This window comes from Streptomyces similanensis (assembly GCF_039543625.1).
Classification (GTDB): domain Bacteria; phylum Actinomycetota; class Actinomycetes; order Streptomycetales; family Streptomycetaceae; genus Streptomyces; species Streptomyces similanensis.
Map to the genome: position 1 here is coordinate 116,814 of NZ_BAABKC010000018.1, position 26,635 is coordinate 143,448.

Below are 26,635 nucleotides of genomic sequence, written 5' to 3' on the forward strand. Positions count from 1 at the left end.
GCGCGCGGAAAGGCGGCGCGAGCCGGACCCACTCCGGATCGCGGCGTCCCGGCAGGGTGCGGCCCCGGTCGGCCCGGGCGCGCACCGGCTCACGGTGGATCGGCGGGTCCGCGGGCGGCGCGGCCCGGACCGGCACCGCGGGCGACGGCGCCAGGACGCGGCGACGGCGCCCGCCCGCCGGCTCGATGGAGGTCATGCCGGGGCAACACGGGGCCGCGCAGGCTGGTCACCGGAGCCCGGAATCGGGCGTCAGGTCACCGGCGTCCGGCGCGGCGACCGGCCCGGGGACGGCCGTCGGCCCCGGGGCGCACCGATTCCGCCGCGCCACGGCGGCGGCGTGCGTGCCGTGGCGCGGGGTGCGGCGGGCGCGGGCGTGGGAGCGGCGCTGGGCCGTCAGGCGGCGTCGCGGCGCATCGTCGGCACGCGCATCGGGCGGGAGCCCGGGCCACCGACGTGCGAGAAGGGCTGGGTCCGCCAGTCGAGTCCCTGAGGGAGCGTCAGCAGCAGGGCGGTGTCCTGCTCCTGCGGCTCCACCGACTCGTCGGCGGGCCGGGCCTCCCGGGCGCCGCGGCCGGTGCCGGGGCAGACGGTGAGCCCGAAGGGGTTCCACGGCGAGGCGCACAGCGCGTGCTCCGGCAGGACCTCCTCGTCCGCCAGCAGGGCGATGGGCTGCGCGCAGTCCGGGCAGATCACCCGGTACATCTCGAAGGTGTCGTAGGCGTCGAACTCGTCGCCGTCGAAGTCGTCGGGTTCGACGCCCTCCGGCTCGGGATCGAGGATCGGCTGCTGCCGCCTGGGCGCGGATCGGCCAGGGCGCTTGAGACTCTGCATGGGTTTCTCCCCCTAAGGCTGGGCCGTGAAGGCACTGCGGCCTCGACCACAGCAAGCACTTCCCGTCCGGTCTCCGAGGTAATCACGAGAACATCACGGAGCGCGCCACGGAGATGTGGCGTTCGTCACATGGCGCGGGCGGGTGCCCGTCGCGACTGTTTTGTCCCCCCGCGAGCGCCCGTCCGCCGCCGTCCGCTCCGGCGTGCGCCGGCATGACCTGGGCGGCCGAGGTATCCGGGGAGATCGACCGCACTGTAGGTTCTTGCGCCATGGAGGAGCTGGACCGACAGATCGTGCAGCTGCTCGTCAAGGACGGGCGGATGAGCTACACCGACCTGGGCAAGGCCACGGGCCTGTCCACGTCTGCCGTGCACCAGCGGGTGCGCCGGCTGGAGCAGCGTGGCGTCATCCGCGGCTACGCCGCGGTCGTCGACCCCGAGGCGGTGGGGCTGCCCATGACCGCCTTCATCTCGGTCAAACCCTTCGACCCCAGCGCCCCCGACGACATCGCGGACCGCCTGGCGGGGGTGCCCGAGATCGAGGCGTGCCACAGCGTGGCCGGCGACGAGAACTACATCCTCAAGGTGCGGGTGGCCACCCCGCACGAGCTGGAGGAGCTGCTGGCCCGGGTGCGGTCCCTGGCCGGCGTCTCGACCCGCACGACGGTGGTCCTCTCCACCCCGTACGAGGCCCGCCCGCCCCGCATCTGACCGCCCCGCCCCCCACTCCCTCCCGGACTCCCGCCGGTGATCCCGGCGCGGGCCGGCGGCGCGGTCCGCCGCCGCGCCCGCCCGGGCGACCTGCGTGCCGGGTGCGCGAAGGCACGCGGGAGACTGGTGGGCATGAGTGAGCGCACCGCCGAACCGCAGACCGTCCTCCTCCGCCGCGGCGAGGTCCACAGCCCCGCCGACCCGTTCGCCACCGCGATGGTCGTCGAGGCGGGGCACGTCGCCTGGGTCGGCTCGGAGGGCGCGGCCGACGCCTTCGCCGACGGCGTCGACGAGGTGGTCGACCTGGACGGCGCCCTGGTCACCCCGGCGTTCACCGACGCCCATGTGCACACCACCGCCACCGGCCTCGCGCTCACCGGCCTCGACCTGTCCGACGCCCCCTCCCTGGAGGCGGCCCTCGCGCGGGTGCGGGACTTCGCCGCGGCCCGCCCGGACGACCGGGTCCTGCTCGGCCACGGCTGGGACGCGGCCCGCTGGCCCGGCGGCCGCCCCCCGACGCGCGCCGAACTCGACGAGGCCGCCGGCGGCCGCCCGCTCTACCTCAGCCGGATCGACGTGCACTCCGCGGTGGTCAGCACCGCCCTGCTCGACCTGACGCCCGGCGACCTCGGCCCCGCCGACGGCCCGCTGACCGCCGCCGCCCACCACGCCGTGCGCGCCGCCGCGTTCGGCGCCGTCACCCCCGCCCAGCGCGCCGGGGCCCAGCGCGCCGCGCTCGCCCACGCCGCCTCCCTGGGCATCGGCTCCGTGCACGAGTGCGGCGGCCCGGACATCTCCTCGGAGGACGACTTCACCGGCCTGCTGCGGCTCGCCGCCGCGCTGCCGGGCCCCCGGGTCTTCGGCTACTGGGCCGAGCAGGACGTCGACAAGGCGCGCGAGCTGGGCGCGGTGGGCGCCGCGGGCGACCTCTTCGCCGACGGCTCCATCGGCTCGCACACCGCCTGCCTGCACGCGCCGTACGCCGACGCGGACCACACCGGCACCGCCTATCTGGACGCCGCCGCCGTGGCCGCCCACGTCGTCGCCTGCACCGAGGCCGGTCTGCAGGCCGGCTTCCACGCCATCGGCGACGCCGCCGTCACCGCCGTCGCCGAGGGCGTGCGGGCCGCCGCCGAGAAGGTCGGCCTGTCCCGCGTCCGCGCCGCCCGGCACCGCGTCGAGCACGCCGAGATGCTCACCCCGGACACCATCGCCGCCTTCGCCGAACTGGGGCTCACCGCCTCCGTGCAGCCCGCCTTCGACGCGCTGTGGGGCGGCGAGGAAGGCATGTACGCGCAGCGCCTGGGCGCGGAGCGGGCCCGCACGCTGAACCCCTTCGCCGCGCTGCTGCGCGGCGGCGTCCCGCTCGCCTTCGGCTCCGACAGCCCGGTCACCCCGCTCGACCCGTGGGGCACGGTGCGCGCCGCCGCCTTCCACCGCACCCCCGAGCACCGCGTCTCCGTCCGCGCCGCCTTCACCGCGCACACCCGCGGCGGCTGGCGGGCGGTCGGCCGCGACGACGCGGGCGTCCTGGTGTCCGGCGCGCCCGCCGACTACGCGGTGTGGCGCACCGAGGAGCTGGTCGTCCAGGCCCCCGACGACCGGGTGGCGCGCTGGTCGACGGACCCGCGCTCCGGCACCCCCGGTCTGCCCGACCTCGGGCCGGGCCGTGACCTGCCCGTCTGTCTGCGGACCGTGGTGGGCGGGCGGACCGTCTTCGTACGGCCGGGCGAGTGATCTCCCGGCGCCGCGCGACCGCGATCACCGCCTTCCGCCCCGTCGCGCGACCTGCGCATCCTCGGCCGCCGGCGGGCAAGCGCGGCCGGCGCGGCGGCCCGGCGCGCTGTTTGACAGGCGACGGCGCGGGGCCGGTAGGTTCTGCCGGGTCCACCACCGGACGCCCGGCCGCGGGACGTCCGCACCCGCGTCGCAGTGCCGCTGGGTCAGGGACGGTGTGCCGCACCGGGTCACCGCCACTGGCAGCCAGGCTCAGCGACCGCGTCGGCGGGGCAGCGTTCCGGACGGTCGGCAGGGTGTGACCCGGGTGGGGCCCGGTCGCTCAGTAGACAACGGCTTCAGGCCGATCCGCAGCCAGCGGGTCCCAGGTCGGCCCGAAGGGCGCCGGGCCTCCATCCGCAGCACGGCGACACCCGCGGCACGGCCGCCCGGGCGCCCTCGACGAGGGTTCCCGCCGGTTCCCCGCCGCGGTACGCACGTCGTGTCACATACCCCCAGGCCGTGCCCACTATGGTGGACCTGTGCGTACGGACGTGAAGGGGCAGTGGTGAACGACGGCGACGGCACCCCGGCGGCGGGAGCCCAGGAGAGGCGGTTCGGTCCGCTCGGCACGGCCTTGGTGATCATTCCGACCTACAACGAGGCGGAGAACATCAAGACGATCGTGGGCCGGGTGCGCGAGGCCGTCCCCGAGGCCCACGTCCTCGTGGCCGACGACAACAGCCCCGACGGCACGGGCAAGCTCGCCGACGAGCTGGCCGCCGAGGACGAGCGGGTGCACGTGCTGCACCGCAAGGGCAAGGAGGGCCTCGGCGCCGCCTACCTCGCGGGCTTCCGCTGGGGCCTGGAGCGCGACTACGGCGTGCTGGTCGAGATGGACGCCGACGGCTCCCACCAGCCCGAGGAACTGCCCCGGCTGCTGACCGCCCTCAAGGGCGCCGACCTGGTGCTGGGCTCGCGCTGGGTGCCCGGCGGCCGGGTGGTGAACTGGCCCAAGGGCCGCGAGTTCATCTCCCGCGGCGGCAGCATGTACTCGCGCCTCGCGCTGGACCTGCCCCTGCGCGACATCACCGGCGGCTACCGCGCCTTCCGCCGCGAGACGCTCGAAGGTCTGGGCCTGGACGAGGTCGCCTCGCAGGGCTACTGCTTCCAGGTCGACCTGGCCCGCCGCGCCGTGAAGGCCGGCTACCACGTCGTCGAGGTCCCCATCACCTTCGTCGAACGCGAGCTGGGCGACTCCAAGATGAGCCGCGACATCCTCGTGGAGGCGCTGTGGCGGGTCACCACGTGGGGCGTGGGGGAGCGGGTGACCAAGCTCACCGGCCGCGGCGCCAAGCCCGAGGGCGAGAAGGCCTAGACCTTATCCGGCACTGAGCCGCGCCCAGGCACACTTGAGACATGACGACAGGCGCTCCGACCTCTCCCTCCTCCGCCCGGCCACGACGTTCCCGGCTCCGCAGGTACCTGCCGCTGGGCCTCGCGGCGTGGCTGGTGCTGGAGATCTGGCTGCTGTCCCTGGTCGCGGGCGCGGCGGGCGGCCTCACGGTGTTCCTGCTGCTGCTCGCCGGGATCGTGCTCGGCGCCGTGGTGATCAAGCGCGCCGGTCGCCGGGCCTTCCAGAACCTCAACGACGCCCTCCAGCGCGGCGACGCCCCCTCGGCGCGCCGCGGCGGCAACGGCCTGATGATGCTGGGCGGCCTGCTGCTGATCATCCCGGGCATGCTCTCGGACGTCGCCGGACTGCTCCTGCTGCTCTCGCCCGTCCAGCGGGCCGTCGGCCGCCTCACCGAGCGCACGGTGGAGCGCAGGCTCCGCGCGGCCGCGCCCGGCACCCTGGGCGACGCCTTCCGGCAGGTCCGCGTCCACCGCCCCGACGGCAAGGTCGTCGCGGGCGAGGTGATCAGGGAGGACGAGCCGGGCGGCGCGTCCCACGACCCGCGTCCGCCGCTGACCCGCTGAGCCGGACCGGCCGGCGCCCCGGCGGGCCGCCCATGGCCGCACCCGGGACAGGGACCGGAAACGGAACGGGCGCCGTACGAGAAGATCTCGTACGGCGCCCGTTCCGCGTTCTCGGGGGCGTCGCGGCCGGGGCCGCGCCCCCGCGGGGACTACGCGCTCTTGCGGCTGTCCCGAGGATGAACGGCGATGTTCATCGCGCCCGACCGCAGTACGGCCAGCCGCTCCTCGAGGACCTCTTCGAGCTCCTCGCGGGTACGCCGCTCCATCAGCATGTCCCAGTGCGTACGCGCCGGCTTGGCCTTCTTCTCCTCCGGACCGTCGCCATCCACCAGGAGTGCCGGGGCCCCGCAGACCTTGCACTCCCACTCCGGCGGAATCTCCGCCTCGACCGAGAAGGGCATCTCGAAGCGGTGCCCCTTCTCGCATGCGTACTCCACGGCCTGGCGCGGAGCCAAGTCGATACCGCGGTCCGTCTCGTAGCTGGTCACCACGAGGCGCGTGCCGCGAAGAGCTCGCTCACTCATGAATCGTGCCTCCCGGGCTTGTCGCCCACAGGACAGGTGTCGCTGTCGTCGTCATCCGGTCAACGTCCGGTCGGCGGTAAAGATTCCCGTTCGGATGTCCCGTTCCGGGTCATGTGTCGCCGTCGTAGCCGCAGCCTTGTCAACCAGTGCAGTACCCACCGGCGCCCGGTTTGTCACATCTACAACGAGATGTCACCCAGCGTTTCGGCATCTTTGACGCGCAGTAACGGTACGCCTGGCAGGCCAAACGCGTACACTACAGCCCTTTCGCCGCGAGTGCTAAATCCGGTCGGGAACCGGATTGCCCGCGTCCCGGATCGCCCGCTCCACCGGTACCCGCGCCAGCAGGCCGAAACCGAGCACGAAGAACACCACCAGCGAGACGATCGCGTCCCGGTAGCTCCCGGTCAGCTGGTACGTCATCCCGAACAGCAGCGGCCCCAGCCAGCTCATGCCCCGGTCGCTCATCTCGTACGCGGAGAAGTACTCCGCCTCCTTGCCGGGCGGCACGAGGTGCGAGAACAGCGACCGCGACAGCGCCTGGCTGCCGCCGAGGACCAGGCCGATCCCGGCCGCCAGCACGAAGAACCACACCGGCGCCCCGGCGGGCAGGAAGAACCCGGCCGCCAGGGTGGCCGTCCAGGCGACCAGCGACCCGAGGATCGTCCGCTTCGCCCCGTACGTCCGCGCCAGGCGCCCCATGCCCAGCGCCCCCGCCACCGCCAGCACCTGCACCATCAGCACCGCCGTGATCAGCGTGGACTGCCCGAGCCCCAGCTCCTGCGAGCCGTACACCGAGGCCTGCGAGATCACCGTCTGGATGCCGTCGTTGTAGATCAGGTACGCCACCAGGAAGGCCAGCGTCAGCGGCCGCTCCCGCAGGTCCCGCACGGTGGCCGCCAGCTGCCGCCAGCCCCGTGCGCGCGGCGCGGCGGCCGCCGGCGCGCGCCGGTCCCGCAGCCGCCTGAGCGGCACGAGGGTGAACACGCCCCACCACAGCCCCGCCGAGGCCAGACAGATCCGCACCGCCGTCGCCTCGGACACGCCGAAGGAGTCGTGGCCGGTGAACAGGACCAGATTCGCCACCAGCACCAGCGAGCCGGCCGCGTAGCCGAAGGCCCAGCCGCGCGAGGACACCGCGTCGCGCTCCTCGGGCGGCGCGATCTGCGGCAGGTAGGAGTTGTACAGGACCATCGAGACGGCCACCGACGCGTTGGCGACGATCAGCAGGGCGCCGCCCAGCAGATAGCGGTGGCCGTCCAGGAAGAACAGGCCCGTGGTGGCGGCGGCCCCCGTGTAGGCGGCCGCCGCCAGCAGCGGCTTGCGCCGGCCGGTGCGGTCGGCCGCGGCGCCCGCCATGGGCATCACCACGATCGCCAGGACCACCGACGCCGACACGCAGTAGGCGAAGAACGACCCGGCGCGCACCGGTATCCCCAGCGGGTGCACGAACCCGTCCGGGTCCGCCGCCGCCCGGGCCACCGAGGTCAGGTAGGGGCCGAGGAAGACGGTGAGCACGCTGGTGGAGTAGACGGAGCACGCCCAGTCGTAGAAGTACCAGCCGTGCTGCTCGCGCCGCCGCTCGGCGGCGTCGTCCCCGGCCTGTGCCCGCACGGTGTCGGTGCCCACCCGTGCCCTCGCTTCCCCGCCTCGGATGCCGCGCGCCGAACGGGCGGGCACGGCTCAGAACCAGACGCCCCGCTCCCGCATGACCGCGCGCAGCGTGTCGATGTGATCGGTCATGATGCCATCGACGCCGAGGTCCAGGAGCCGGTGCATCCGCTCCGGCTCGTTGATCGTCCACACGTGCACCTGGAGCCCGCGCGCGTGGGCCGCGTGGACGAACAGCCGGTCGACCACCGGGACGCCCGACTGCGCGACCGGCACCTGAGCGGCGACGGCCGAGCGCCGCAGGGCCGCCGGCAGCCCCCAGGACCGCAGCCGCAGACCCAGCACGCCCCGCGTCCCGTACGACGTCGCCAGCCGCGGCCCGGCCAGCCGCTGGGCCCGCACCACCCGCGCCTCGGAGAAGGAGCCGACGCACACGCGCGCGAAGGCGGTCCTGCGCTCGATCACCTCCAGCAGCGGACGCAGCGCCGGCTCCGCCTTCACGTCGACGTTCCAGCGCACCTCGGGGAAGGTCTCCAGCAGCTCCTCGAAGAGCGGCACCGGCTCACGGCCCGCCACGCGCGCCCGCGCCACCTCCGCCCACGGCAGGTCCGCTATCCGGCCCGCGCCGTCGGTCACCCGGTCCAGGGTCGCGTCGTGGAAGGCGACCAGCCGGCCGTCCGCCGTGGCGTGCACATCGGTCTCGATGTACCGGTAGCCGAGTGCGACCGCCCGCCGGAACTGGGCCACGGTGTTCTCCAGGCCGTCGGCGGCTCCGCCGCGATGGGCGAACGGGATGGGCCCCGGATGGTCGAGGTAGGGGTGGCGTACGAGCGTGGTCACGCACGCAGTATCGCCCTTTCGGGTGAAGCCGCGGCAACGGCCGCGCTGCCCTCGCCCGCTGCCGGAACGGCGAACAGGCGCAGGAAGAACTGGGCCAGCGGACCGATCGCGACCGCGTACAGCAGGGTGCCCACGCCGATGGTGCCGCCGAGGGCGAATCCGGTGACGACGACCGCCGCCTCCACGGCCGTGCGCATCAGCCGCACCGAGCGGCCGGTGCGCAGGTGCAGACCGGTCATCAGCCCGTCGCGCGGACCGGGACCCAGCCGGGCGGCGATGTAGAGGCCGGTGGCCGCCCCGTTGAGCAGCACGCCCGCCAGCAGCAGCGAGACCCTCGCCACGCTGACCGCCGGCGCGTGCACGGCGGGCAGCGCGGCGAGGGTGCCGTCCATCGCCACCCCGATCAGGAAGACGTTGGAGACCGTGCCGAGGCCGGGCCGCTGGCGCAGCGGTATCCACAGCAGCAGCACCGCGGCGCCCACGACGATCGACACCTCCCCGATCGTCAGGCCGGTCAGCTCGGCCAGGCCCTGGTGCAGCACGTTCCACGGCTCCAGACCCAGCCCCGCCACGACCAGGAGGCCGCTGCTGACGCCGTACAGCACGAGGCCGGCGTAGAGCTGGATCAGCCGCCGTCCGAGCCGGCCCCGCATGGACATGATGTGCCCCCCTGGTGGTGGAAGTGGCCTGGTGCGTGACACTCTGTGGCGGGGGAACGAAAGTCATCCATGGCCAATTCGGGGAAGGTGGACTGGTGCGCATGGCGCAGTGGACCTCGGCGATGGGCGCCACGCAGCTGGCGCGGCTGCTCAACTCACAGCAGGAGCGCCCGGCCGGGCCCGGCGCCCGCCGCCCGCCCGCCTACCGCGCGCTCGCCGACGGCGTCCGGCTGCTGGTCCTGGAGGGCCGCGTCCCGGTGGCCGCCCGGCTGCCCGCCGAACGCGAACTCGCGCTGGCCCTCTCCGTCAGCCGCACCACGGTCGCCGCCGCCTACGAGACGCTGCGCACCGAGGGGTTCCTGGAGTCGCGGCGCGGGGCGGGCAGCTGGACCGCGGTGCCGGCCGGCAACCCGCTGCCGGCCCGGGGTCTCGAACCCCTGCCGCCGGAGGCGCTGGGCTCGGTGATCGACCTGGGCACCGCCGCGCTGCCCGCCCCCGAGCCCTGGCTCACCCGCGCCGTGCAGGGCGCGCTGGAGGAACTGCCGCCCTACGCCCACACGCACGGCGACTACCCGGCCGGGCTCCCCGCCCTGCGGTCGATGATCGCCGAGCGGTACACCGCGCGCGGCATCCCCACCATGCCCGAGCAGATCATGGTGACGACGGGCGCCATGGGCGCCATCGACGCCATCTGCCACCTCTTCGGCGGCCGGGGCGAGCGCATCGCCGTCGAGTCGCCCTCCTACGCCAACATCCTCCAGCTGATGCGGGAGGCGGGCGCCCGGCTGGTCCCCGTGGCGATGGCCGAGGGGCTCACCGGCTGGGACCTGGACCGCTGGCGCCAGGTGCTGCGCGAGGCCGCGCCCCGGATCGCCTACGTCGTGGCCGACTTCCACAACCCCACCGGCGCCCTCGCCGACGAGGACCAGCGCCGCCGCCTGGTGGAGGCGGCGCGGTCGGCCGGGACGGTGCTCGTCGTCGACGAGACGATGAGCGAGCTGTACCTGGAGCCGGGTCCGGAGATGCCGCGGCGGGTCTGCGGCTTCGATCCGGCCGGCTCCACGGTGATCACCGTCGGGTCCGCCAGCAAGGCCTTCTGGGCCGGGATGCGCATCGGCTGGGTCCGGGCCGCCCCCGATGTGATCCGCAGCCTGGTCGCCGCGCGCGCCTACGCCGATCTGGGCACCCCCGTGCTGGAGCAGCTCGCCGTGAACTGGCTGTTCAGCACCGGCGGCTGGGAGCAAGCGGTCCAGCTGCGGCGGAACCAGGCCCGCGACAACCGGGACGCGCTGATCGCGGCGGTCCGGCGCGAGCTGCCCACCTGGGAGTTCGAGGTGCCGCAGGGCGGCCTGACCCTGTGGGTGCGCACCGGCGGGCTCTCGGGCTCCCGGATCGCCGAGGCGGGCGAGCGGGTGGGCGTCCGGGTCCCGTCCGGCCCCCGTTTCGGCGTCGACGGCGCCTTCGAGGGCTACGTACGGCTCCCGTTCACCGTCGCCGGAGCGGTGGCGGAGGAGGCGGCCGCCCGCCTGGCCGCCGCGGCCCGCCTGGTCGAAACAGGCACCCCCCTGACCGGCGACTCCCCGAGAACCTTCGTGGCCTGACAAACCCTCCGCCCGCCGCGCCCACCTGAAACAAGCGACCTCACGAAGGCTCGCCCACCGCCTTGGCCGCCTTCGCCACGGCCTCCTCGGCCTCGGCCACCGCCTCCGCCCCCGCGGCTTCCGCCTCCGCCTCCGTCACGGACGGCTCCGGCACCGTCTCCCCGTCCGCCGGCGTCGTCTTCGGCGGCAGCAGCTCCTCCACCGCCTTCCGCAGCGCCGCCCCGATCGAGTCGTCGTACGGATCGGGCGTCGCCGGCACCTGGAGCCGGTGCACGGCCCCGTTCCCCAGCCGCGCGTACCCCCGCCCGGGCGGAACGGCCGGCAGCGGAGTGGTGTGCGGCGGCGCCCCCAGCACCGCCTTGAGCTGCTCCACCGTCGCCGGCCCGAGCACCACCCGCGCCCGCGTGTGCTGCCGCAGCGCCTCCCCGAGCACGTCCGCGCTGTCGAACTGCTCGGCCACCACGACCGTCACGTTCACCGCGCGGCCGTGCCGCAGGGGCACCTGGAGCAGCGCCTGCGGGTCCTTGCGTCCGTCCGCCGCGGCCAGGTGGGTGAAGGAGGTCGGCCGGTCCAGCAGCAGCCACAGCGGACGCCGGGTGTCGTCCGGCGGCGCCAGCCCGGCCTGCCGGGCGCGGTTGACCGCGATCAGCCGGCGCTCGGTCTCGGTGGCCGCCCACTCCAGGCTCGCCACCGCCCCGGCGAGCCCGCACTCCACCGCGAGGACCCCGTCCCGGCCGACCAGGCAGGCGTACTCCCCGGTGCCGCCGCCGTCGACGATCACCACGTCGCCGTGCTGGAGCGCCTGCAACGCGATCGAGCGCAGCAGGGTGGAGGTGCCGCTGCCCGGCTGCCCGAGCGCCAGCAGGTGCGGCTCGGTGGAGCGGGGGCCGGTGCGCCAGACGACCGGTGGCACGTCGCGCTGCTCGGCCCCGTAGGTGAGGGGCAGCGTCCGCTGCACCTCGCTGGGGTCGGTGAAGCCGAGCACGGTCTCGCCCGGCGCGGCGACGAACCGCTGGGCGGGGACCCCGGTGGGCAGCGGGGCCAGCGCGGTGACCGTCAGCTCGTTGCCCTCCTCGTCCCAGGTGAACAGGTATTCGCGGCCGCGCCCCGCCTTGGCGGTCAGCAGGTGCTCGATCCGCGCGCGCGACTCGGGCTCCCCGTCGGTGAAGTACGCCGGGTAGCGCACCAGCAGATGGCAGAGGCGGCCGGAGTCGTCGAACTCGTAGGCCGGGAAGGCCTTCTCCCAGGAGCCGCCGTGCGCGTACAGCGGGGCCGGGTCCTCGGCGGCCGAGAAGTACGGGACCAGGGCCTCGTACAGCGACGCCAGGCGGCGGGTGCGCGGCTCGTCCGGGTCCACGGGCGCCGCCGGGGCGCGGTCCCGGCCGTGCCAGGCCGCCGCGCCCGTCACCGCGACGGCGGCGAGCAGCGGACCGTACGGCGCCAGGGCCGTGACCAGGAACAGGGCGGCCACCACGAACAGCAGCGGACCGCGCCGGTCCGTGGGCGTCTCGGCCCATCTGCGCCGGCCGGCCGCGGCGAGCCGGCGCAGACCCCGGGCGACGGTGATCAGCGGGTGCAGGACGTCCGTGGCGCCGTCGGCCGCCGTCCGGGCCAGTTCCCGGCCGCGGGCCAGCCGCGCGCCGCCGGTGCTCAGAATGCGGGGGAGGGGCCGCCGGGCCACTGCTGCCTCCTGGGGGTGCGGACGGTCGGTGGGGGTGTCCCCTGGACGGCGTCGGCGTCGGCGTCGGCGTCGGCGTCGGCCTCGGTCCTCGGGGCGTTCGGCGTCAGGGCCGTCAGGGCCGTGAGAGCTGTCAGAACCGCATGCCGCCGAGCAGGCTGGCCAGGCTCTCGCCGCCGGCTCTGATACTCGGCGCGATGGCGGTGCTGGCGAGGTAGAAGCCGAAGAGGGTCGACACGCACGCGTGGGAGGGCTTCAGGCCGTCCTTGCGGAAGAAGATGAAGCCGATGACGCCGAACAGGACGACGCCTGAGACGGAGAGGATCATGTGAATCTCCTGGTGTCGAAGGGGGACAGTCACCCTCAGTCCTTCCAGGATCACAGCATGTATCCATATGACAAAAGGTGCAAGCGGGTGAAAATCGCCGCTTTTCCCTCGTGCGGTCGAGTCGGTGGGCGTGGCGGTGGCCCTCAGCTGTTGCGCGCGGCCGGTCACGAGGTGATCTTTACCTCCGGCGCGTCGGGTGCCGCGCCGCGCGAGCCAGTACCCTGGCGATTCACCCGTACGGCCGAGCACCGCTCGCGCGGCCGTACGCTTGCTCCCCGCAGTCCCCAGCAGTCCCCCAGCGGTGCCCCGGCGGCCCCCCAGCAGTCGCCGGCGGCGCCCAGCAGTCCCCAACGCTCGCAGTGAGAGGCGGTCCGGCCGATGAGTGAAGCCCTCGACCCCGAGGTCGTGGAGCTGGCGACCAAGATCTTCGATCTGGCCCGGCAGGGACCGGCCGACACGCTCGTCGCCTACGTCGACGCCGGCGTCCCGGCCAACCTCACCAACGACCGCGGCGACTCCCTCGTGATGCTCGCCGCCTACCACGGCCACGCCGACGCCGTCCGCGCCCTGCTGGCCCGCGGCGCCGACGCCGACCGCGTCAACGACCGGGGCCAGACGCCCCTCGCCGGAGCGGTCTTCAAGGGCGAGCAGGACGTCATCGAGGCCCTGCTGGAGGCCGGCGCCGACCCGACGGCGGGCACCCCGTCGGCCCTCGACACGGCCCGCATGTTCGGCCGGACCGAGCTGCTGCGACTCTTCGGCGAGCAGTGATCCCACGGGCCGCCCAGCACGCCGTGAGCTGCTGAAACGGCCCGCCGACCAGGCACGACACACAAAACGGGGGAGGCGGTACAAGGCCGCCGGAAATTTCGGTCGCGGCAGCGCAGGCGCCGGGTCATCATGACGTCGTGGTTCACGGACACGGCGGACGGGCAGGGCTTGCCGCACCGCGCGGACCGTGACGCGGTCCGTATGGGCCACCGACGAGAGGCAGAGGAAGATGGTCTACAGCAAGCAAGAGACGGCGGGCGCCCCGACGTGTTGTCACGTGGCCAGGTAGTGCTGTTCCCCGGTTGCGTCGACGCTTGATGTGAGGCTGTTTCCCATGTTCGATCCGGTCATAGCGCCCAGCGGCACGCTGCTCGGCCTGCTCCAGCGGGGCCGCGGCGACGGCACACTGCACGCGCTCACCGCCCCGCGCACCGAGGCGCTCGCGGCACTCGACCACTGCGTGCTGCACGACCCCCGGCACGACTGGCAGGTGGAGAACCGCTCCCTGTACTACGCCCGGCTCTACCTCGACCTGAACGGCGAGCTGGACGCGATCGAGGCGCACCTCTTCGACCCCGAGGACGCCCTCGACACCGACGAGTCCCGCACCGGACTCGCCCTCGCCGTCCTCGGCCACCTGGCCTCCTACGGCAGGCTGGACGCCCTCGCCCTGCTGCGCGGATACGCCGCCGGCGGCGCCAACTGGGCGTGGGCCCTGGACGAGCTGGCGCTGCGCGACGACGACGCCGGGCTGCGCTCACTGGCCGCCCCGGTCCTCGCCCGCTTCGCCGCCGACGCCGAGGGCGAGGCCGCGCTGGCCGCCGCCGTGCGCGACGCCTTCGAGCCCCGGCCCTGGCGGCTGTGGGCCGAGGACCCGCGCGAGCCGATCGCCGCCCGGGTGCGCGCCGCCCACGAGACCGGCTGCTTCGACCGCTGGCAGCGGCAGATGCGCCCCACCGGGCCGCGTCCGGGCTGGAGCGTGGGGGCCGTGTTCGACTGGGCCCAGCAGGGCCTGGAGCGCGGCGCCGCCCTCCACGTCCCGGCCGCCCGCTGCCTGAGCGCCGTTGCGGGCCCGGAGGACCGGCCCGAGATCCTCCAGGCCGCCCGGTACGGCGCCGACGGCGCCCGCTGCACCGCCCTGCGCTACCTCGCCGACGGCGACGATCCCGGCGCCCTCGACCTGATCGAGGCCGCGGTGTCCGACGGCTCGGCGGTCGTGGTGGAGGCCGCCCTCGACGCTTTCGAACGGATGCGCGGCACGGCGGCCGTGGACCGCGCCCGCGGCTGGGCCCGCCGCCCCGACGCGCTGGGCGCCGCCGCCGGACGCATGCTGGCCTGCCGCGGCGAGGTGCGCGACCGCGACCTCGTGCTCGCCGCGCTGCGCGAGGCCGTGCGGGGAGAGGGCCCTGACGCGGCCACCCTGTGGACCCTGGTCGACGGCGCCGGACGGCTCGGCATCGCCTGCGCCGCGCCCGTGCTGCGCCACGTCTACCGCGAGACCGCCTCCTCCCACCTGCGCCACCGCGCCGCCCGCGCGCTGGCCGCCACCGACCCGTCCTTCCCGGCCGGATTCGCCGTCGAGTGCCTGTGGGACTGCGAGGAGACCACCCGCGAACTCGCCGCCCGGTACGCCGAGACCGGCGACACCCGGGTCGTCGACCAGCTGCGCCGGCTCGCCGCCGACCCGGCCGAGGAGGCGGAGGTGCAGACCGCCGTCCGCAGCCGGATCGGCCCGGACCTGCCCACCGGCTGAACGGGCGCCGGACGGCGCCCCGGCGGCGCTCAGCTCCGCCGTACCGGCACGAACCGGACCGGGGTGCCCGGCGCCGCCTGGGCGGCGGCGGGCAGGTCGGCGGCGCGCACCACCGCGATCACCGGATAGCCGCCGGTGGTCGGGTGGTCGGCGAGGAAGACCACCGGGCGCCCGTCGGGCGGCACCTGGACCGCGCCCAGGACCATGCCCTCGCTGGGCAGCTCGCCGGTCCGGGCCCGCTCCAGCGCGGGCCCCTCGGTGCGCAGTCCGACGCGGTTGCTCGCCGACGACACGCGGTACGGCCGCGTGGCGAGCACGCGCAGCGCCCGCGCGGTGAACCAGTCCTCGCGCGGCCCGAGGACCACCCGCAGGACCAGCTCGGCCGCCGGCCCCGGCCGCGGGGCGACGTCCACGGCCGCGGGGAGCCCGGCCGGCGGCCCCAGCGGGAGCACCGTACCGTCGGTGAGCGGCGCGGGTCCGAGTCCGGACAGCAGATCGGTGGACCGGCTGCCGAGCACCGGCTCGACGGCCACCCCGCCGCCGACGGCGACGTAACCGCGTACTCCGCGCACCGCGGCGCCCACCTCCAGCACCGCGCCCGCCGGGACCCGTACCGGCGCTCCCCAGGCGACCGGACGGCCGTCCAGCCGGACCGGGCAGGGCGCGCCGGTGACCGCCACGGCGACCGGCGAACGCGGTCGCAGGGCGCAGCCGTCGAGCGTGGTCTCCAGCACGGCCGCCCCGCGCGGATTGCCGACCAGCCGGTTGGCCAGCGCGGCGGCCGGCGCGTCCAGCGCCCCGGAGCGGGGCACCCCCAGATGCGCGTGGCCGGGGCGTCCCCCGTCCTGGACGGTGGTCAGCGCCCCGGCGCGCACGACGACGAGCGCGCGGTCGCTCATACCGGCTCCTCGGGGACGAAGCGCACCCGCGTGCCCGGTGCCAGCAGGGCGGCCGGCGCCCGCGTGTGGTCCCACAGCACCGCGTCGGTGCTGCCGATCAGCTGCCAGCCGCCCGGCGACGAGCGCGGGTAGACCCCCGTGTACGGGCCCGCCAGCGCCACCGCCCCGGCCGGCACCGCCGTCCGCGGGGTGGCCCGGCGCGGCACGTGGCAGCGCTCGGGCAGTCCGGTGAGGTACCCGAAGCCGGGCGCGAAGCCGCAGAAGGCGACGCGGAACTCGGTGGCCGCGTGCACCCGCGCGACCTCCCGCTCGGCCACCTTCCAGTGCGCGGCCACGGCGGCCAGGTCCGGGCCGTCGTAGCGCACGGGCAGCTCCACGGTCCGCTCCCCGCGCGCCGCCGCGGGCGGCACCCGCGCGGCGCGCAGTTCGCGGGCCACCCGGTCCGGTTCGGCGAGGCCGTCGAGCAGCACCGTACGGGCGGCGGGCACGATCTCGGCCGCCCTCAGCAGGCCCGCCGCGCGCCGCCGCAGCAGCTCCGCGTGCAGGGCCTCGGCCTGCGCCCCGGACGCGACCTCGACGAGCAGCGCGTCCGAGCCCACCGGCAGCACCCTCACGCGAACGCCTCCACCCGCACCCCGGCCGCCGCCAGACGCGCGCGCACCCGCCGGGCCAGCTCCACCGCACCCGGCGTGTCGCCGTGCAGGCACAGCGAGCGCGCCCGTACGCCGATGACCTCCCCGCCGTGCGAGAGGACCGTCCCGGACCGGGCCAGGCGCACCGAACGCTCCAGGACGGCGGCCGGGTCGGTGATCACCGCGCCGGCCAGACCGCGCGGCACGAGCGTGGCCTCCCCGGTGTAGGCGCGGTCCGCGAACGCCTCGGTCACCGTGGGAAGTCCGGCCTTGCCGGCCAGCTCCAGCAGCCGCGAACCCGGCAGCCCGAGCACCGGCAGCGCGGCGTCGGCGAGCAGTACGCCCTCGACGACCGCGCCCGCCTGCTCCTCGTCGCGCACCACCCGGTTGTAGAGGGCGCCGTGCGGCTTGACGTACGACACGCGGGCGCCGGCCGCGCGCGCGAAGACCTCCAGGGCGCCGATCTGGTAGGCGACCTCGGCGGCCAGTTCGTCGGGCGGCACGTCCATCGCGCGCCGCCCGAACCCGGCCAGGTCCCGGTAGGAGACCTGCGCGCCGATCCGCACCCCGCGTGCGGCCGCCAGCTCGCACACCCGGCGCATGGTGACCGCGTCCCCGGCGTGGAAGCCGCAGGCCACGTTGGCGCTGGTCACGACGGACAGCAGCTGCTCGTCGTCGGTCAGCCGCCAGCGGCCGAAGCCCTCACCGAGGTCGGCGTTCAGGTCGATCGAATGCACTGATGTCATGGCTCGCCCGTGTCTCTCTCAGGTCTCTGTCAGGCCACGCGGTACTGCTCGTCGCGGGCGTCGGTCAGGAGCATCTGTCCCGGTGCGTGGGTGAGGGCGAACGGCGGCCGGGACGCCGTCACCGCCGCCTGCGGGGTCACGCCGCAGGCCCAGAACACCGGCACGTCGCCGGGCTCGGCGTCCACCGGGTCGCCGAAGTCGGGCCGGCCGAGATCCTCGATGCCGAGCCCGGCGGGCACGCCGCAGTGCACCGGGGCGCCGTGCACCGCCGGCAGCAGGGCGCTCTCCCGGATCGCCGCCGACAGCCGGTCGGGCGGCACCGGGCGCATGGAGACCACCAGGGGTCCGCGCAGCCGCCCGGCCGGGCGGCACTGACGGTTCGTCACGTACATCGGCACGTTGCGGCCCTGCTCCACGTGCCGGATCGGGACGCCCGCCGCCGCGAGCGCCCACTCGAAGGTGAAGCTGCACCCGATCAGGAACGTCACCAGGTCCTCGCGCCAGTGGTCGCGCACGTCGGTCGGCTCCGCCACCAGCTCGCCGTACCGCCACACCCGGTAGCGCGGCAAATCGGTGCGCAGGTCCGCGCCCTCGGCCAGGACCGTGGTGGTCGCACCGGCGTCGGTGACGTCCAGGACCGGGCAGGGCTTGGGGTTGCGCTGGCAGAACAGCAGCATGTCGTACGCCCAGTCGGCCGGGACCGAGATCAGGTTCGCCTGGGTGTGCCCCGCGGCCACCCCGGCCGTAGGTCCCGTCAGTCCGTACCGGAACCGCCGCCGGGCGGCACGCGGGCTCCACCCGCGTGCGTGCTCGTCGGCGAGCACCACGGCGCGGTCGCGCACGGGCGCGTCCGGGCCGGCGTCCGCGTGCGGCCGCGGACGGATGCCGGACGTCATCGTCTTCTGGGGAGGGTTCGTGCTCATGGGCACCTCGCGACCGGGAGGAGAAAGGGTGCTGGGACTGAGCCGTGCGCTGAGCAGCAAGGTAGAGGATCGTTGAACGATCCCTCAATACCCCTGTTGTCCCGCACTCCTGTCTGCGGTTCAATTCCGGGCATGGCTGAGCAGCTGACGCCACTGGCCGACGACCGCGCCCTGCTGGGCCGCACCAGCACCGCCGAGCGGGTCTCCGACATCCTCCGGAGCCGCATCGCCGAGGGCTACTTCCCGCCCGGCACCCGGCTGTCGGAGGACAGCATCGGCGGCGCCCTCGGCGTCTCCCGCAACACGTTGCGCGAGGCGTTCCGGCTGCTCACGCACGAGCGGCTGCTCGTCCACGAGCTGAACCGCGGGGTCTTCGTGCGGGTGCTGGCGGTCGAGGACGTCGAGGACATCTACCGCACCCGCCGGCTCGTCGAGTGCGCCGTCGTACGGGGCCTGGGCGAGCCGCCGTACGCGCTGGACGGGCTGGCCGAGGCCGTCGCCGAGGGCCGGCGGGCCGCGCGCGAAGGTGACTGGAAAGGGCTGGGCACCGCCAACATCCACTTCCACCGCGAACTGGTCGCGCTGGCCGGCAGCGAGCGCACCGACGAGCTGATGCGCAGCGTCTTCGCCGAACTCCGCCTCGCCTTCCACGTCGTGGACGACCCCAGACGGCTGCACGAGCCCTACCTCGACCGCAACGAGCAGCTTCTGCGGGCGCTCTCGGCGGGACAGCGGCGCGAGGCGGAGCACCTCCTCGCCGGCTACCTGGACGACTCCCTGGAGCGGGTCGTCGAGGTGTACCGGCGGCGGGTGGGCGAGGAGGCGTAGCGGGCGGGGCGCGACGCCCCGGGGCGGCGTTTTGGGGCGGGGCCCGCGGTGCGCGCGGTGCGCGCCGGCCCGGCCCCGCGGCGCCGGACGGGCCGGGCGGGGGCGGTGGGGCGGGGGCGGGTCTGCGCCGTTTGGGTCGTTGTCGGACCGAGGACCTAGTCTGTGCACCGTGACTTCGCCTGCGTCGACGGACAGCGTTCCGCCCCAGCTCAGCGCGGGGCCGCGCCCTGCCCCGGGCCCGGCCGCCGACGAGGGGCTGGCGCGGCGGCTGCGCGCGCTCGCCTGCACGGCGCCGCTGCACGACCTCGACGCCCGCAAGGCGAACCTCGCGGGCGAGTACTCGGTGTACGGCATGGCCGAGATCGCGCTCGCCGGCATCGACCTCGTCACCCTCAACATGGACTTCGACACCGGCGCCGACCACGACCAGATCGTGGCCCGGCTGATCCCGCGCGTCGCCGCCCAGGCGCCCGCGCGGCCGGCCGCCGAGCACGAGCGGGTGGCCCGCTGGGTGCTGGAGAACCTGATCAACGTCGGCAGCGTCGACCGCGGCTTCCGCGCGGTCTACGGCACCTTCGGCCCGGACGGCGCCTATGTGCGCCGCGACTACGACTTCAAGCTCATCGAGGAGGTGCCGGGCCCCGGCGGCACCGTCTACCTGCGCACCACCGACGAGGCGGTCAACGTCCTCGTCGGCGCCCTCGACACCGATGTCACCAGCGCGCAGATCGCCGCCGAGGTCAAGCTGGAGGTGCTCATCAACCGCGGCCGCCTCGCCGACGCGCAGCTCGCCGCCGAACAGGCCCGCTACCGGACCGTGCAGTACTCCGAGACCCTGCGCCGCGCCCTGGACGCCACCCGGCGCAACGTCCGCGCGGTGGACTGGCTCACCGCCGTGCCCGACATGATCGCCGAGGCCCTCGATCACGTCGCCGACCGCTACCGGCACGAGAACGCGATCCTGACCAACATCCGCCGGGCGCGCGACGAGACCGAGGAGCCCGAGCACAAGCGGCGCGCCGCCGAACTGGTCGACATCGTCAAGGACTGCATCCGCCGGCACACGCAGCTGCAGTCCCGGCTGCTGGAGGCCGGCCCGCTCTTCCGCGCCGAACAGGACCGGCAGGCCTTCGCCACCCCCCTCACCAGCTCCGGCACGGACCTCTACGGCCATCTGCTCGCCCCCACCCTCCCGCTGCCGCTGGAGCAGGCCGGGCGCGTCACGGACGCCTTCTTCGCGCACGGCACCGGACTGCGCACCCCCGTCTCCGTGCGGGTCGCCGACCTCGTCGACCTGCTGCTGACCCCGCCCGTGGAGCGCGAGCACCTCGGCGCGGAGATGCCCGAGCCCGACCTGATCGCCACCCCGGACGACAGCAGGTTCAGCGAGGAGCAACTGGCCGCCGCCATGGAACTGCTGGACCTGCCGGCGGACGCGCCCAGACGGCTGTCGGGGCTGCTGGCGGAGGCGCGGCGGACCGGCGACCCCGAGCTGGCCTATCTGGTCGCCCTGCTCGCCGTGCACGCGGCCAGCCCGCCGGTCGGCACCGCCTACCGGCAGGGCGAGGAGAAGCTGCTGTTCGCCGTGGACGACGGCACCGAGCTGACCGACCCCGAGTTCGGCGGCGCCGACCTCATCGTCGGCACCGCGCTGCTGGACGCCGCCGGAATGGCCGCCGGCCGCACGGAGGCGGCGTGAGCCCCCGTCACCGCCGTACGGGGTCGGTATGAGCCTCCGCCGCCCCCGCGCCCAGTACCCTCTTCGGGGCGTCCGCCCCGCAAACCGCCCGCACGACCGAGGAGTGGTGTGTCCGTGACCGAGCACGTCGACCGGAGTGAGCCGGACCTCGACGGCGCGCCCACGTCGGCCGCCGTCACGCCCGCCGACGCCGCCGACGCGGCCCGGCTGGTCGCCTTCGGGCTCCAGCCCAGACTGCAGCCCGCCCGCGACCAGGAGTACGCCGAGCTGCTGCGCCGCCACCGCGAGGACCCGGCGTTCGCCCGGCTCGCCGACGCCGTGGCCGCCGGCCTCGGCCTGGTCGTCCTGGAGGTGTCCCCGCGCGCGGGCATGGCGGTCACCGCCGCCGAGGACTCGGTCTTCGCCGTCCGCATGGGCGACTACGCCCGCCGCGCCGCCACCGACTCCGGCGACCGGTTCCTGCACGGACTCGCCCACCTCGCGGTGGCCGCGCTCGCCTTCCCCCGGCCCGAGGACCTCGCCGACGACGGCTACATCGGCCGTGTCACCGTCAACGGCGTCGACTCCTTCGTCCGCCAGGCCTGCCGCCGGCTGGAGGAGCGCGCCGGGGAACAGGGCGAGAACACCGACCCGGCCACCGACGCACCCGGCCTGGAGGCCGCCTGGCGGATCTGGGCCAGGCGCAGCGCCACCGGCGCCACCAAGGACGCGCGCCGTCCCGCCGCCTCCACCACCGGCATCGTCGCCAAGGCCCTGACGTTCCTCACCGAATCCGGGTTCCTCCAGCGCACCGGCGACGAGAGCGGCGGCACCTACCGCACCACCGCCCGCTACCAGCTCCAGGTGCGCGACATGGCCGGCGCCGCCGCCCTGGCCGAACTCCTCGACCTGGGCGTCGTCCCCGTCACCGACGGCACACCGAGCCTGCTGCCCGCCGAGGACGGCGACGACCTGGAACTGGTGGCCGACGCCGGGCTGCCGTTCCACGCGCCCACCCAGCCCTGAACCCTGCCGAACCGCACGAAGACTGACGAGAGTCCGCCATGTACGAGCTGTCCCGGGTCCGCCTCTACTCCATCGGACCCGCCGGTGCGCGCTACGCCGACACCGTGCTTGACCTGCGGGGCGTGGGCAAGCCGGTGCCCGACCCCGTGCCCACCCAGGCGGAGTTCTTCGAGGAGGAGCCTGTCGGCCCGCCGCGCCGCCCCGCGCCCGCCGGCGTGCTCTTCCTGGAGAACGGCGGCGGCAAGTCGGTCCTGCTCAAGCTGATCTTCTCCGTGATGCTGCCCGGCCACCGCAACACCCTCGGCGGCGCCAGCTCCGGCGTGCTGCGCAAGTTCCTGCTCGCCGACGACTGCGGACACGTCGCGCTGGAGTGGCAGCACGTGCAGACCGGCGCGTGCGTGGTCGTGGGCAAGGCCAGCGAGTGGCGCGGGCGCCAGGTCTCCAACGACCCGCGCAAGTTCGCCGAGGCCTGGTACTCCTTCCGCCCCGGCCCCGGCCTCAGCCTGGACAACCTGCCCGTCGCCGAGGCCACCTCCGTACGCCCGCCCGCCGAGGGAGTCTCGGGCGCCCGGGGCCGGCGGCGCACCATGAAGGGCTTCCGGGACGCCCTCACCGAGGCGGGCAAGGCCTACCCCCACCTGGAGGTGCACTGGGAGGAGATCCACGACCGCTGGATCGAACACCTCGGCGACCTCGGCCTCGACCCCGAACTCTTCCGCTACCAGCGCGAGATGAACGCCGACGAGGGCGAGGCGGCCGGCCTGTTCGCGGTGAAGAAGGACTCCGACTTCACCGACCTGCTGCTGCGCGCCGTCACCGACACCCGCGACACCGACGGCCTGGCCGACCTGGTCAGCGGCTTCGGCAACAAGCTCGGCCGGCGCTCCGAACTGATCGCCGAACGGGACTTCACCGCCGGCTCCGCCGACCTGCTCGGCCGGATCGTGGAGGCCGCCGAGGCCCGCACCCGCGCGCGCGACATCCACGCCGGAGCCGAACGCCGCACCCGCACGCTGGTGCGCCGGCTGTCCGCCCGCGCCGTGCGGGAACGCTCCCGCGCCACCGACCTCGCCCAGCGCGTCACCGCCGCCGCCCACACCGTCGCCCAATCCGACGACGCCCGCGAGCGCGGCGCGCTGATCGCCGCCGAACTCGCCTACCGGCACGCCTCGCTGGCCCTGGCCGCCGCCGAGAAGTCCGCCGCCGCGCAAAAACGGGAACTGGCCGACGCGCGCACCCTGCACTCCGCCTGGCAGGCGGCCGAGGCCGCGCTGCGCCACCGCGCCGCCGCCGACCGGGTGGCCCGCGTCTCCGCCGCGATCCAGGAGGCCGAACGCGACGCCGCCCCCGCGCTCGCCGCCCGCGCCAAGGCCGCCGTGGACCTCGTACGGGCCCTCCAGACGGCGGCTCAGAGCGCCGAAGCCCTCGCCAACGAGGGCGAGGAGCGCTCCGCACTCCTCCAGGACGCCGGTGAGACGGCCCACCGGGACGCCACCGCCGCCGCCACCGAGGCCCAGCGCGCCCGCAGCGAGGCCGGCCATCTGCGCCAGCGGCTGGCCGAGGTCGAACAGGAGACGGCACAGGCCGTCCGGGCCGGCTGGCTGGACGACAGCGCCCCCGACGCCGACCCGGCGCGCGCGGCCCTCGCCGCCAGCGACGCCGAGAAGACGGCCGTCGCCGCCTGGGACCAGGCCCGGGAGATCTCCCGCAAGGCCGCCGAACACGCCCGGGAGACGGCCGCGGCCGAGTCCCGCGCCGAACTCACGGCGGCCCGCGCGGCCGACGCGGCGGCCGCGGCCCAGCGGGCGCACGAGGCCGAACGCCGCACCGCCGAGGCCCTGGCGGCCGAGGAACGCCTCGCCGAACTGCTGAGCCTGCCGGCCGCGGCCCCGGCCGGACGGACCGGCGTCCCCGGACCCCGGACCGCGCCCGAGGACGCCGTGCCCGGCCCCGCGCGGGGCCGCGCGCCCGACACGGCGGGCGCGCGGACCGAGGCCGCCGACGGCACGTCGCCGGACCCTGCGGACGGCGACGCCACCGGGACCGCACGGCACGGTGCGGTGGCCGCGGAACCGCCGCGCGCACCGCGCCCCGCCGCCGACGGCCCCCTCACGGTGGAGGACCTGGACCGCTTCGCCGACGAACTGCGCGCACTCCTCGACACCGCCGTCTCCTCCGCCGAACGGCACCTGTTCGACCTGCGCACCGCCGCCGCCGACGACACCCGCATCCTCGGCGCGCTCGGCGACGGGGGACTGCTCCCGCCCGGACCCGACGTCCTGGCCACCGTCGAGTTCCTCGGCGAGCACGGCATCCCCGCACTGCCCGGCTGGCGCTACCTCGCCCAGGCCGTCGACCCCGCGGACCACGCGCGGGTGCTGGCCGCCCGCCCCGAACTCGTCGACGGCGTCGTCATCACCGACCCCGACACCCACGCCCGGGCCCGGCAGGTCCTCGCCGACGCGGCCCTGCTGCCCCGCTCCGCCGTGGCGGTCGGCACCGCCGCCGCCCTGCTCGCCCCCACCCCGGCCGGCGACCTCACCGAGGGCGCGATCTTCCTCGTCACCCCGAACCCGGCCATGCACGACGAGCACGCCGCCGACGAGGAACGGCAGGCGCTGCGCGCCCGGGCGACGGAGCGGGACGAGGAGATCCGCCGGCTCGCCGCCCGGCTCGGCAAAGACCGCGAACTGGCCGCCCGGCTCGCCTCCTGGCGCACCGGCTGCCCCGCCGGACGCCTCGTGGAACTGGCCCAGGCCGCCCACGACGCCCGCGCCTTCGCCGAGGAGTCCGAGGCCGAACTGGCCGAGGCCCGGACCGCGCGCGCCGAGGCCGAGGAGGCCGCCGCCGAGGCCGGACAGCTGCGCGACGAGCGCCAGGAGGCCGCGCAGAAGGCCCGCCGCGCCGCCGACGCCCTGGCCGGACTCGCCTTCCGGCTGCGCGAACGCGCCGGCTGGCAGGCCAGACTGCGCGAACTCGCCGACGAGGCCACCGAGTCCGAGGCCCGCGCCCAGACCTGCCTGGACCGCGCCCGCGCCGCCGACGAGGACCGGCTCGCCGCCCTGCGCGCCGCCGACGACGCCCGCCGCACCGCCCGCGCGCTGCGCGCCGAACGCGCCGAGATCGCCGGCGCGCCCGACGACGTGCCCGAGGCCGACGAGGACGATCCCAAGGCGTCCCTGCCCGCACTGCGCGAGGCATACCGCGCCGCCTCCCAGGTCTACGAGAAGGTCGGCGTCGGCGCCGACCTGCGCGCCGAACAGGCGCGCGCGGAGAGCGACGAGAGCGCGGCCCGCGCCGAACTCGACCGGCTCAGCAACAAGGTCCGCACCCGCGCCGAACAGCTCCTGACCTCGCCCGACGGGTCCGACGGGCCGTCCCGGCAGGCCGCCGCGGCCCGCGCCGAGGAACTGGTGCAGCTCCTGGAGACCCGCATGTCCTCCGCGAGCGAACAGCTCGGCCGGCTGCGCGGCGAGACCGAACGCCTCGCCCCCGAGGACGGCGAGGCGCACACCGGGCTGCCCGAGGAACAGCTCCCGCGCGACGCCGAGCACGCCCAAGCCCTGCTGCGCACGGCCGGCGCCGAACTCGCCTCCCGCACCGAGGCGTTGAACCAGGCCCGCGACGCGCACACCGAACTGCTGGAAGCCCACCGCGCCGCCGAGGACGCCGCAGGCGGCTTCGACGAGATCGCCGCCATGCTCCGCGACCTGCTGCGCGAGCACACCGGCGAGGACGAGCAGGAGGAGCCGCAGCCGTACCCGGGCAGCCCGGAGGCCGCCCGGCAGGCCGCCGCCGAGGCCCGCCGGTCGCTGCGCGGCTGCGCCGCCGACCTGTCCGCCGCCGAGGCCGCCGTCCGCGAGGCGAGCGACATCCTGGTCCGGCACGCCAACTCCACCCGCTACGAGCAGGTGCGCACCCCGGCCCGGCAGCAGATCCGCGAACTGCCCGCCTCCGCCCTGCCCGAGCACGCCCAGAAGTGGGCCGACGCCTTCGCGCCCCGGCTGCGCGTCCTCACCGACGAGCTGGCGCAACTGGAGCGCAACCGCGACTCGATCGTGGACCGGCTGCGCGGACTGGTCGAGTCCGCCCTCGCCACGCTCAGGTCCGCCCAGCGCCTGTCCCGGCTGCCCGAGGGCCTCGGCGAGTGGTCCGGGCAGGAGTTCCTGCGCATCCGCTTCGAGGAGCCCGACCAGGCGACGCTGACCGAGCGCCTGGGCGAGGTCGTGGACGAGGCGACCCGGGCCGCCGTGCGGAAGAACTCCGACCTGCGGCGCGACGGCATGTCCCTGCTGCTGCGCGGAGTGGCCGCCGCCCTCCAGCCCAAGGGCGTCGCCGTGGAGATCCTCAAGCCGGACGCGGTGCTGCGCGCCGAACGCGTCCCGGTCGGTCAGATGGGCGACGTCTTCTCCGGCGGCCAGCTGCTCACCGCGGCCATCGCCCTGTACTGCACCATGGCGGCCCTGCGGAGCAACGACCGCGGCCACGACAAGCACCGCCACGCCGGCACGCTGTTCCTGGACAACCCCATCGGCCGCGCCAACGCCACCTATCTGCTGGAACTCCAGCGAGCGGTGTCCGACGCCCTCGGCGTCCAGCTCCTCTACACCACCGGCCTGTTCGACACGACGGCACTGGCCGAGTTCCCGCTGGTCATCCGGCTGCGCAACGACGCCGACCTGCGGGCCGGGCTGAAGTACATCAGCGTGGAGGAGCACCTGAGGCCGGGCCTGCCGCGGGAGACACCCACCGGCGAGACCGTGCACAGCGAGATCACCGCGACCCGCATGTTCAAACGGCCGGCGCCGAGCACGCCGTAGGCACGCGCCGCACCGGCGTTCGCGCCGCACCGGCGTTCGCGGGCGGCGGCGGCCCGGCGGCCGGCGGCGCGCCCGCGGCGG

At 75.5% G+C, this 26,635-nt stretch carries 22 protein-coding genes; 11 read left to right on the forward strand and 11 right to left on the reverse strand.

Features of this window, described 5'->3' with window-relative positions; genetic code table 11:
- Positions 1 to 393: 393 nt before the first annotated feature.
- Entirely contained in the window at positions 394 to 831 is a 438-nt protein-coding gene (locus ABEB07_RS06845) for a hypothetical protein (protein ID WP_164583397.1), read from the reverse strand.
- A gap of 269 nt (positions 832 to 1,100) precedes the next feature.
- On the opposite strand from ABEB07_RS06845, the gene ABEB07_RS06850 reads away from it, so the two are divergent.
- The 4 genes from ABEB07_RS06850 to fxsA all read left to right on the forward strand — a co-directional run bounded on the left by ABEB07_RS06850 (position 1,101) and on the right by fxsA (position 5,237).
- Positions 1,101 to 1,541, forward strand: a complete 441-nt coding sequence (locus ABEB07_RS06850) for an Lrp/AsnC family transcriptional regulator (RefSeq protein WP_006136660.1) — start codon at positions 1,101 to 1,103, stop codon at positions 1,539 to 1,541.
- A gap of 132 nt (positions 1,542 to 1,673) precedes the next feature.
- Positions 1,674 to 3,278 (forward strand): amidohydrolase, encoded by a 1,605-nt coding sequence (locus tag ABEB07_RS06855; protein ID WP_345667442.1) that lies wholly within the window; start codon positions 1,674 to 1,676, stop codon positions 3,276 to 3,278.
- A gap of 547 nt (positions 3,279 to 3,825) precedes the next feature.
- Complete coding sequence (locus ABEB07_RS06860) at positions 3,826 to 4,635, forward strand: glycosyltransferase (RefSeq protein WP_164582375.1); 810 nt, start codon at positions 3,826 to 3,828, stop codon at positions 4,633 to 4,635.
- Between the two features lie 41 nt (positions 4,636 to 4,676).
- Positions 4,677 to 5,237: an FxsA family membrane protein gene (gene fxsA / locus ABEB07_RS06865; protein ID WP_345667444.1), complete on the forward strand. Its 561-nt coding sequence runs from the start codon at positions 4,677 to 4,679 to the stop codon at positions 5,235 to 5,237.
- A 149-nt stretch (positions 5,238 to 5,386) separates the two neighbouring features.
- On the opposite strand, the gene ABEB07_RS06870 is transcribed toward fxsA, so the two are convergent.
- From ABEB07_RS06870 to yczE, 4 genes are all read right to left on the reverse strand, one after another.
- A complete protein-coding gene (locus tag ABEB07_RS06870) occupies positions 5,387 to 5,761 on the reverse strand; it encodes an RNA polymerase-binding protein RbpA (RefSeq protein ID WP_009187548.1) in 375 nt (124 codons plus the stop codon).
- A 279-nt stretch (positions 5,762 to 6,040) separates the two neighbouring features.
- Positions 6,041 to 7,390: an MFS transporter gene (locus ABEB07_RS06875; protein WP_345667445.1), complete on the reverse strand. Its 1,350-nt coding sequence runs from the start codon at positions 7,388 to 7,390 to the stop codon at positions 6,041 to 6,043.
- A 54-nt stretch (positions 7,391 to 7,444) separates the two neighbouring features.
- Positions 7,445 to 8,212, reverse strand: coding sequence for a glycerophosphodiester phosphodiesterase (locus ABEB07_RS06880; RefSeq protein ID WP_345667446.1), 768 nt, complete (start codon positions 8,210 to 8,212; stop codon positions 7,445 to 7,447).
- Positions 8,209 to 8,871 carry a membrane protein YczE gene (gene yczE / locus ABEB07_RS06885; protein WP_176148196.1) on the reverse strand — a complete coding sequence of 221 codons (663 nt, stop codon included), beginning with the start codon at positions 8,869 to 8,871 and terminating at the stop codon, positions 8,209 to 8,211. The genes ABEB07_RS06880 and yczE overlap by 4 nt, the downstream gene beginning before the upstream one ends.
- Before the next feature lie 101 nt (positions 8,872 to 8,972).
- Here yczE and ABEB07_RS06890 point away from each other — a divergent pair, with 101 nt between their 5' ends.
- On the forward strand, positions 8,973 to 10,472 hold the full coding sequence (locus ABEB07_RS06890) for an SCO1417 family PLP biosynthesis transcription factor (RefSeq protein ID WP_345667447.1): 1,500 nt from the start codon (positions 8,973 to 8,975) through the stop codon (positions 10,470 to 10,472).
- 40 nt (positions 10,473 to 10,512) lie between these two features.
- Here the strand turns inward: ABEB07_RS06890 and ABEB07_RS06895 are convergent, their stop codons facing one another.
- Together ABEB07_RS06895 and ABEB07_RS06900 are read right to left on the reverse strand one after the other, a co-directional pair.
- On the reverse strand, positions 10,513 to 12,153 hold the full coding sequence (locus tag ABEB07_RS06895) for an ATP-binding protein (RefSeq protein ID WP_345667448.1): 1,641 nt from the start codon (positions 12,151 to 12,153) through the stop codon (positions 10,513 to 10,515).
- Between the two features lie 130 nt (positions 12,154 to 12,283).
- The gene (locus ABEB07_RS06900; protein ID WP_164583207.1) at positions 12,284 to 12,478 is read right to left on the reverse strand and encodes a hypothetical protein; all 195 of its coding nucleotides are present in this window, start codon (positions 12,476 to 12,478) and stop codon (positions 12,284 to 12,286) included.
- A 378-nt stretch (positions 12,479 to 12,856) separates the two neighbouring features.
- Between ABEB07_RS06900 and ABEB07_RS06905 the strand changes: the two genes are divergently transcribed.
- Both ABEB07_RS06905 and ABEB07_RS06910 read left to right on the forward strand, forming a co-directional pair.
- Positions 12,857 to 13,249 carry an ankyrin repeat domain-containing protein gene (locus tag ABEB07_RS06905; protein ID WP_164583209.1) on the forward strand — a complete coding sequence of 131 codons (393 nt, stop codon included), beginning with the start codon at positions 12,857 to 12,859 and terminating at the stop codon, positions 13,247 to 13,249.
- A 334-nt stretch (positions 13,250 to 13,583) separates the two neighbouring features.
- Positions 13,584 to 15,002 carry a HEAT repeat domain-containing protein gene (locus ABEB07_RS06910; RefSeq protein WP_345667449.1) on the forward strand — a complete coding sequence of 473 codons (1,419 nt, stop codon included), beginning with the start codon at positions 13,584 to 13,586 and terminating at the stop codon, positions 15,000 to 15,002.
- A gap of 29 nt (positions 15,003 to 15,031) precedes the next feature.
- Here ABEB07_RS06910 and ABEB07_RS06915 read toward each other — a convergent pair whose 3' ends face one another.
- The 4 genes from ABEB07_RS06915 to ABEB07_RS06930 are packed head-to-tail and all read right to left on the reverse strand — an operon-like array spanning position 15,032 to position 18,175.
- A complete protein-coding gene (locus ABEB07_RS06915; protein WP_345667450.1) occupies positions 15,032 to 15,901 on the reverse strand; it encodes a 5-oxoprolinase subunit C family protein in 870 nt (289 codons plus the stop codon).
- Complete coding sequence (gene pxpB, locus ABEB07_RS06920) at positions 15,898 to 16,515, reverse strand: 5-oxoprolinase subunit PxpB (protein ID WP_176148190.1); 618 nt, start codon at positions 16,513 to 16,515, stop codon at positions 15,898 to 15,900. The genes ABEB07_RS06915 and pxpB overlap by 4 nt, the downstream gene beginning before the upstream one ends.
- Complete coding sequence (locus ABEB07_RS06925) at positions 16,512 to 17,270, reverse strand: LamB/YcsF family protein (RefSeq protein WP_345667457.1); 759 nt, start codon at positions 17,268 to 17,270, stop codon at positions 16,512 to 16,514. Before ABEB07_RS06925 ends, pxpB begins: the two co-directional genes overlap by 4 nt.
- A 38-nt stretch (positions 17,271 to 17,308) precedes the next feature.
- Positions 17,309 to 18,175, reverse strand: coding sequence for a putative hydro-lyase (locus tag ABEB07_RS06930; protein ID WP_345667458.1), 867 nt, complete (start codon positions 18,173 to 18,175; stop codon positions 17,309 to 17,311).
- A 159-nt stretch (positions 18,176 to 18,334) separates the two neighbouring features.
- Here ABEB07_RS06930 and ABEB07_RS06935 point away from each other — a divergent pair, with 159 nt between their 5' ends.
- The 4 genes from ABEB07_RS06935 (at position 18,335) to ABEB07_RS06950 (ending at position 26,554) form a co-directional block, all read left to right on the forward strand.
- Entirely contained in the window at positions 18,335 to 19,030 is a 696-nt protein-coding gene (locus tag ABEB07_RS06935; RefSeq protein ID WP_345667451.1) for a GntR family transcriptional regulator, read from the forward strand.
- Positions 19,031 to 19,199: 169 nt separating this feature from the next.
- Positions 19,200 to 20,729 carry a hypothetical protein gene (locus ABEB07_RS06940; RefSeq protein WP_176148188.1) on the forward strand — a complete coding sequence of 510 codons (1,530 nt, stop codon included), beginning with the start codon at positions 19,200 to 19,202 and terminating at the stop codon, positions 20,727 to 20,729.
- Between the two features lie 114 nt (positions 20,730 to 20,843).
- On the forward strand, positions 20,844 to 21,734 hold the full coding sequence (locus ABEB07_RS06945; RefSeq protein ID WP_345667452.1) for a hypothetical protein: 891 nt from the start codon (positions 20,844 to 20,846) through the stop codon (positions 21,732 to 21,734).
- A gap of 38 nt (positions 21,735 to 21,772) precedes the next feature.
- Entirely contained in the window at positions 21,773 to 26,554 is a 4,782-nt protein-coding gene (locus ABEB07_RS06950) for a hypothetical protein (RefSeq protein ID WP_345667453.1), read from the forward strand.
- Positions 26,555 to 26,635 lie beyond the last annotated feature (81 nt).

What these genes read in the sequence shown, in the direction of transcription:
- ABEB07_RS06845 (WP_164583397.1), bottom strand. Translation starts at nt 831, where the DNA reads ATGCAGAGTCTCAAGCGCCCTGGCCGATCCGCGCCCAGGCGGCAGCAG.
- ABEB07_RS06850 (WP_006136660.1), top strand. Translation starts at nt 1,101, where the DNA reads ATGGAGGAGCTGGACCGACAGATCGTGCAGCTGCTCGTCAAGGACGGG.
- ABEB07_RS06855 (WP_345667442.1), top strand. Translation starts at nt 1,674, where the DNA reads ATGAGTGAGCGCACCGCCGAACCGCAGACCGTCCTCCTCCGCCGCGGC.
- fxsA (WP_345667444.1), top strand. Translation starts at nt 4,677, where the DNA reads ATGACGACAGGCGCTCCGACCTCTCCCTCCTCCGCCCGGCCACGACGT.
- ABEB07_RS06870 (WP_009187548.1), bottom strand. Translation starts at nt 5,761, where the DNA reads ATGAGTGAGCGAGCTCTTCGCGGCACGCGCCTCGTGGTGACCAGCTAC.
- yczE (WP_176148196.1), bottom strand. Translation starts at nt 8,871, where the DNA reads ATGTCCATGCGGGGCCGGCTCGGACGGCGGCTGATCCAGCTCTACGCC.
- ABEB07_RS06890 (WP_345667447.1), top strand. Translation starts at nt 8,973, where the DNA reads ATGGCGCAGTGGACCTCGGCGATGGGCGCCACGCAGCTGGCGCGGCTG.
- ABEB07_RS06900 (WP_164583207.1), bottom strand. Translation starts at nt 12,478, where the DNA reads ATGATCCTCTCCGTCTCAGGCGTCGTCCTGTTCGGCGTCATCGGCTTC.
- ABEB07_RS06905 (WP_164583209.1), top strand. Translation starts at nt 12,857, where the DNA reads ATGAGTGAAGCCCTCGACCCCGAGGTCGTGGAGCTGGCGACCAAGATC.
- ABEB07_RS06910 (WP_345667449.1), top strand. Translation starts at nt 13,584, where the DNA reads ATGTTCGATCCGGTCATAGCGCCCAGCGGCACGCTGCTCGGCCTGCTC.
- ABEB07_RS06915 (WP_345667450.1), bottom strand. Translation starts at nt 15,901, where the DNA reads ATGAGCGACCGCGCGCTCGTCGTCGTGCGCGCCGGGGCGCTGACCACC.
- ABEB07_RS06930 (WP_345667458.1), bottom strand. Translation starts at nt 18,175, where the DNA reads ATGACGTCCGGCATCCGTCCGCGGCCGCACGCGGACGCCGGCCCGGAC.
- ABEB07_RS06935 (WP_345667451.1), top strand. Translation starts at nt 18,335, where the DNA reads ATGGCTGAGCAGCTGACGCCACTGGCCGACGACCGCGCCCTGCTGGGC.
- ABEB07_RS06950 (WP_345667453.1), top strand. Translation starts at nt 21,773, where the DNA reads ATGTACGAGCTGTCCCGGGTCCGCCTCTACTCCATCGGACCCGCCGGT.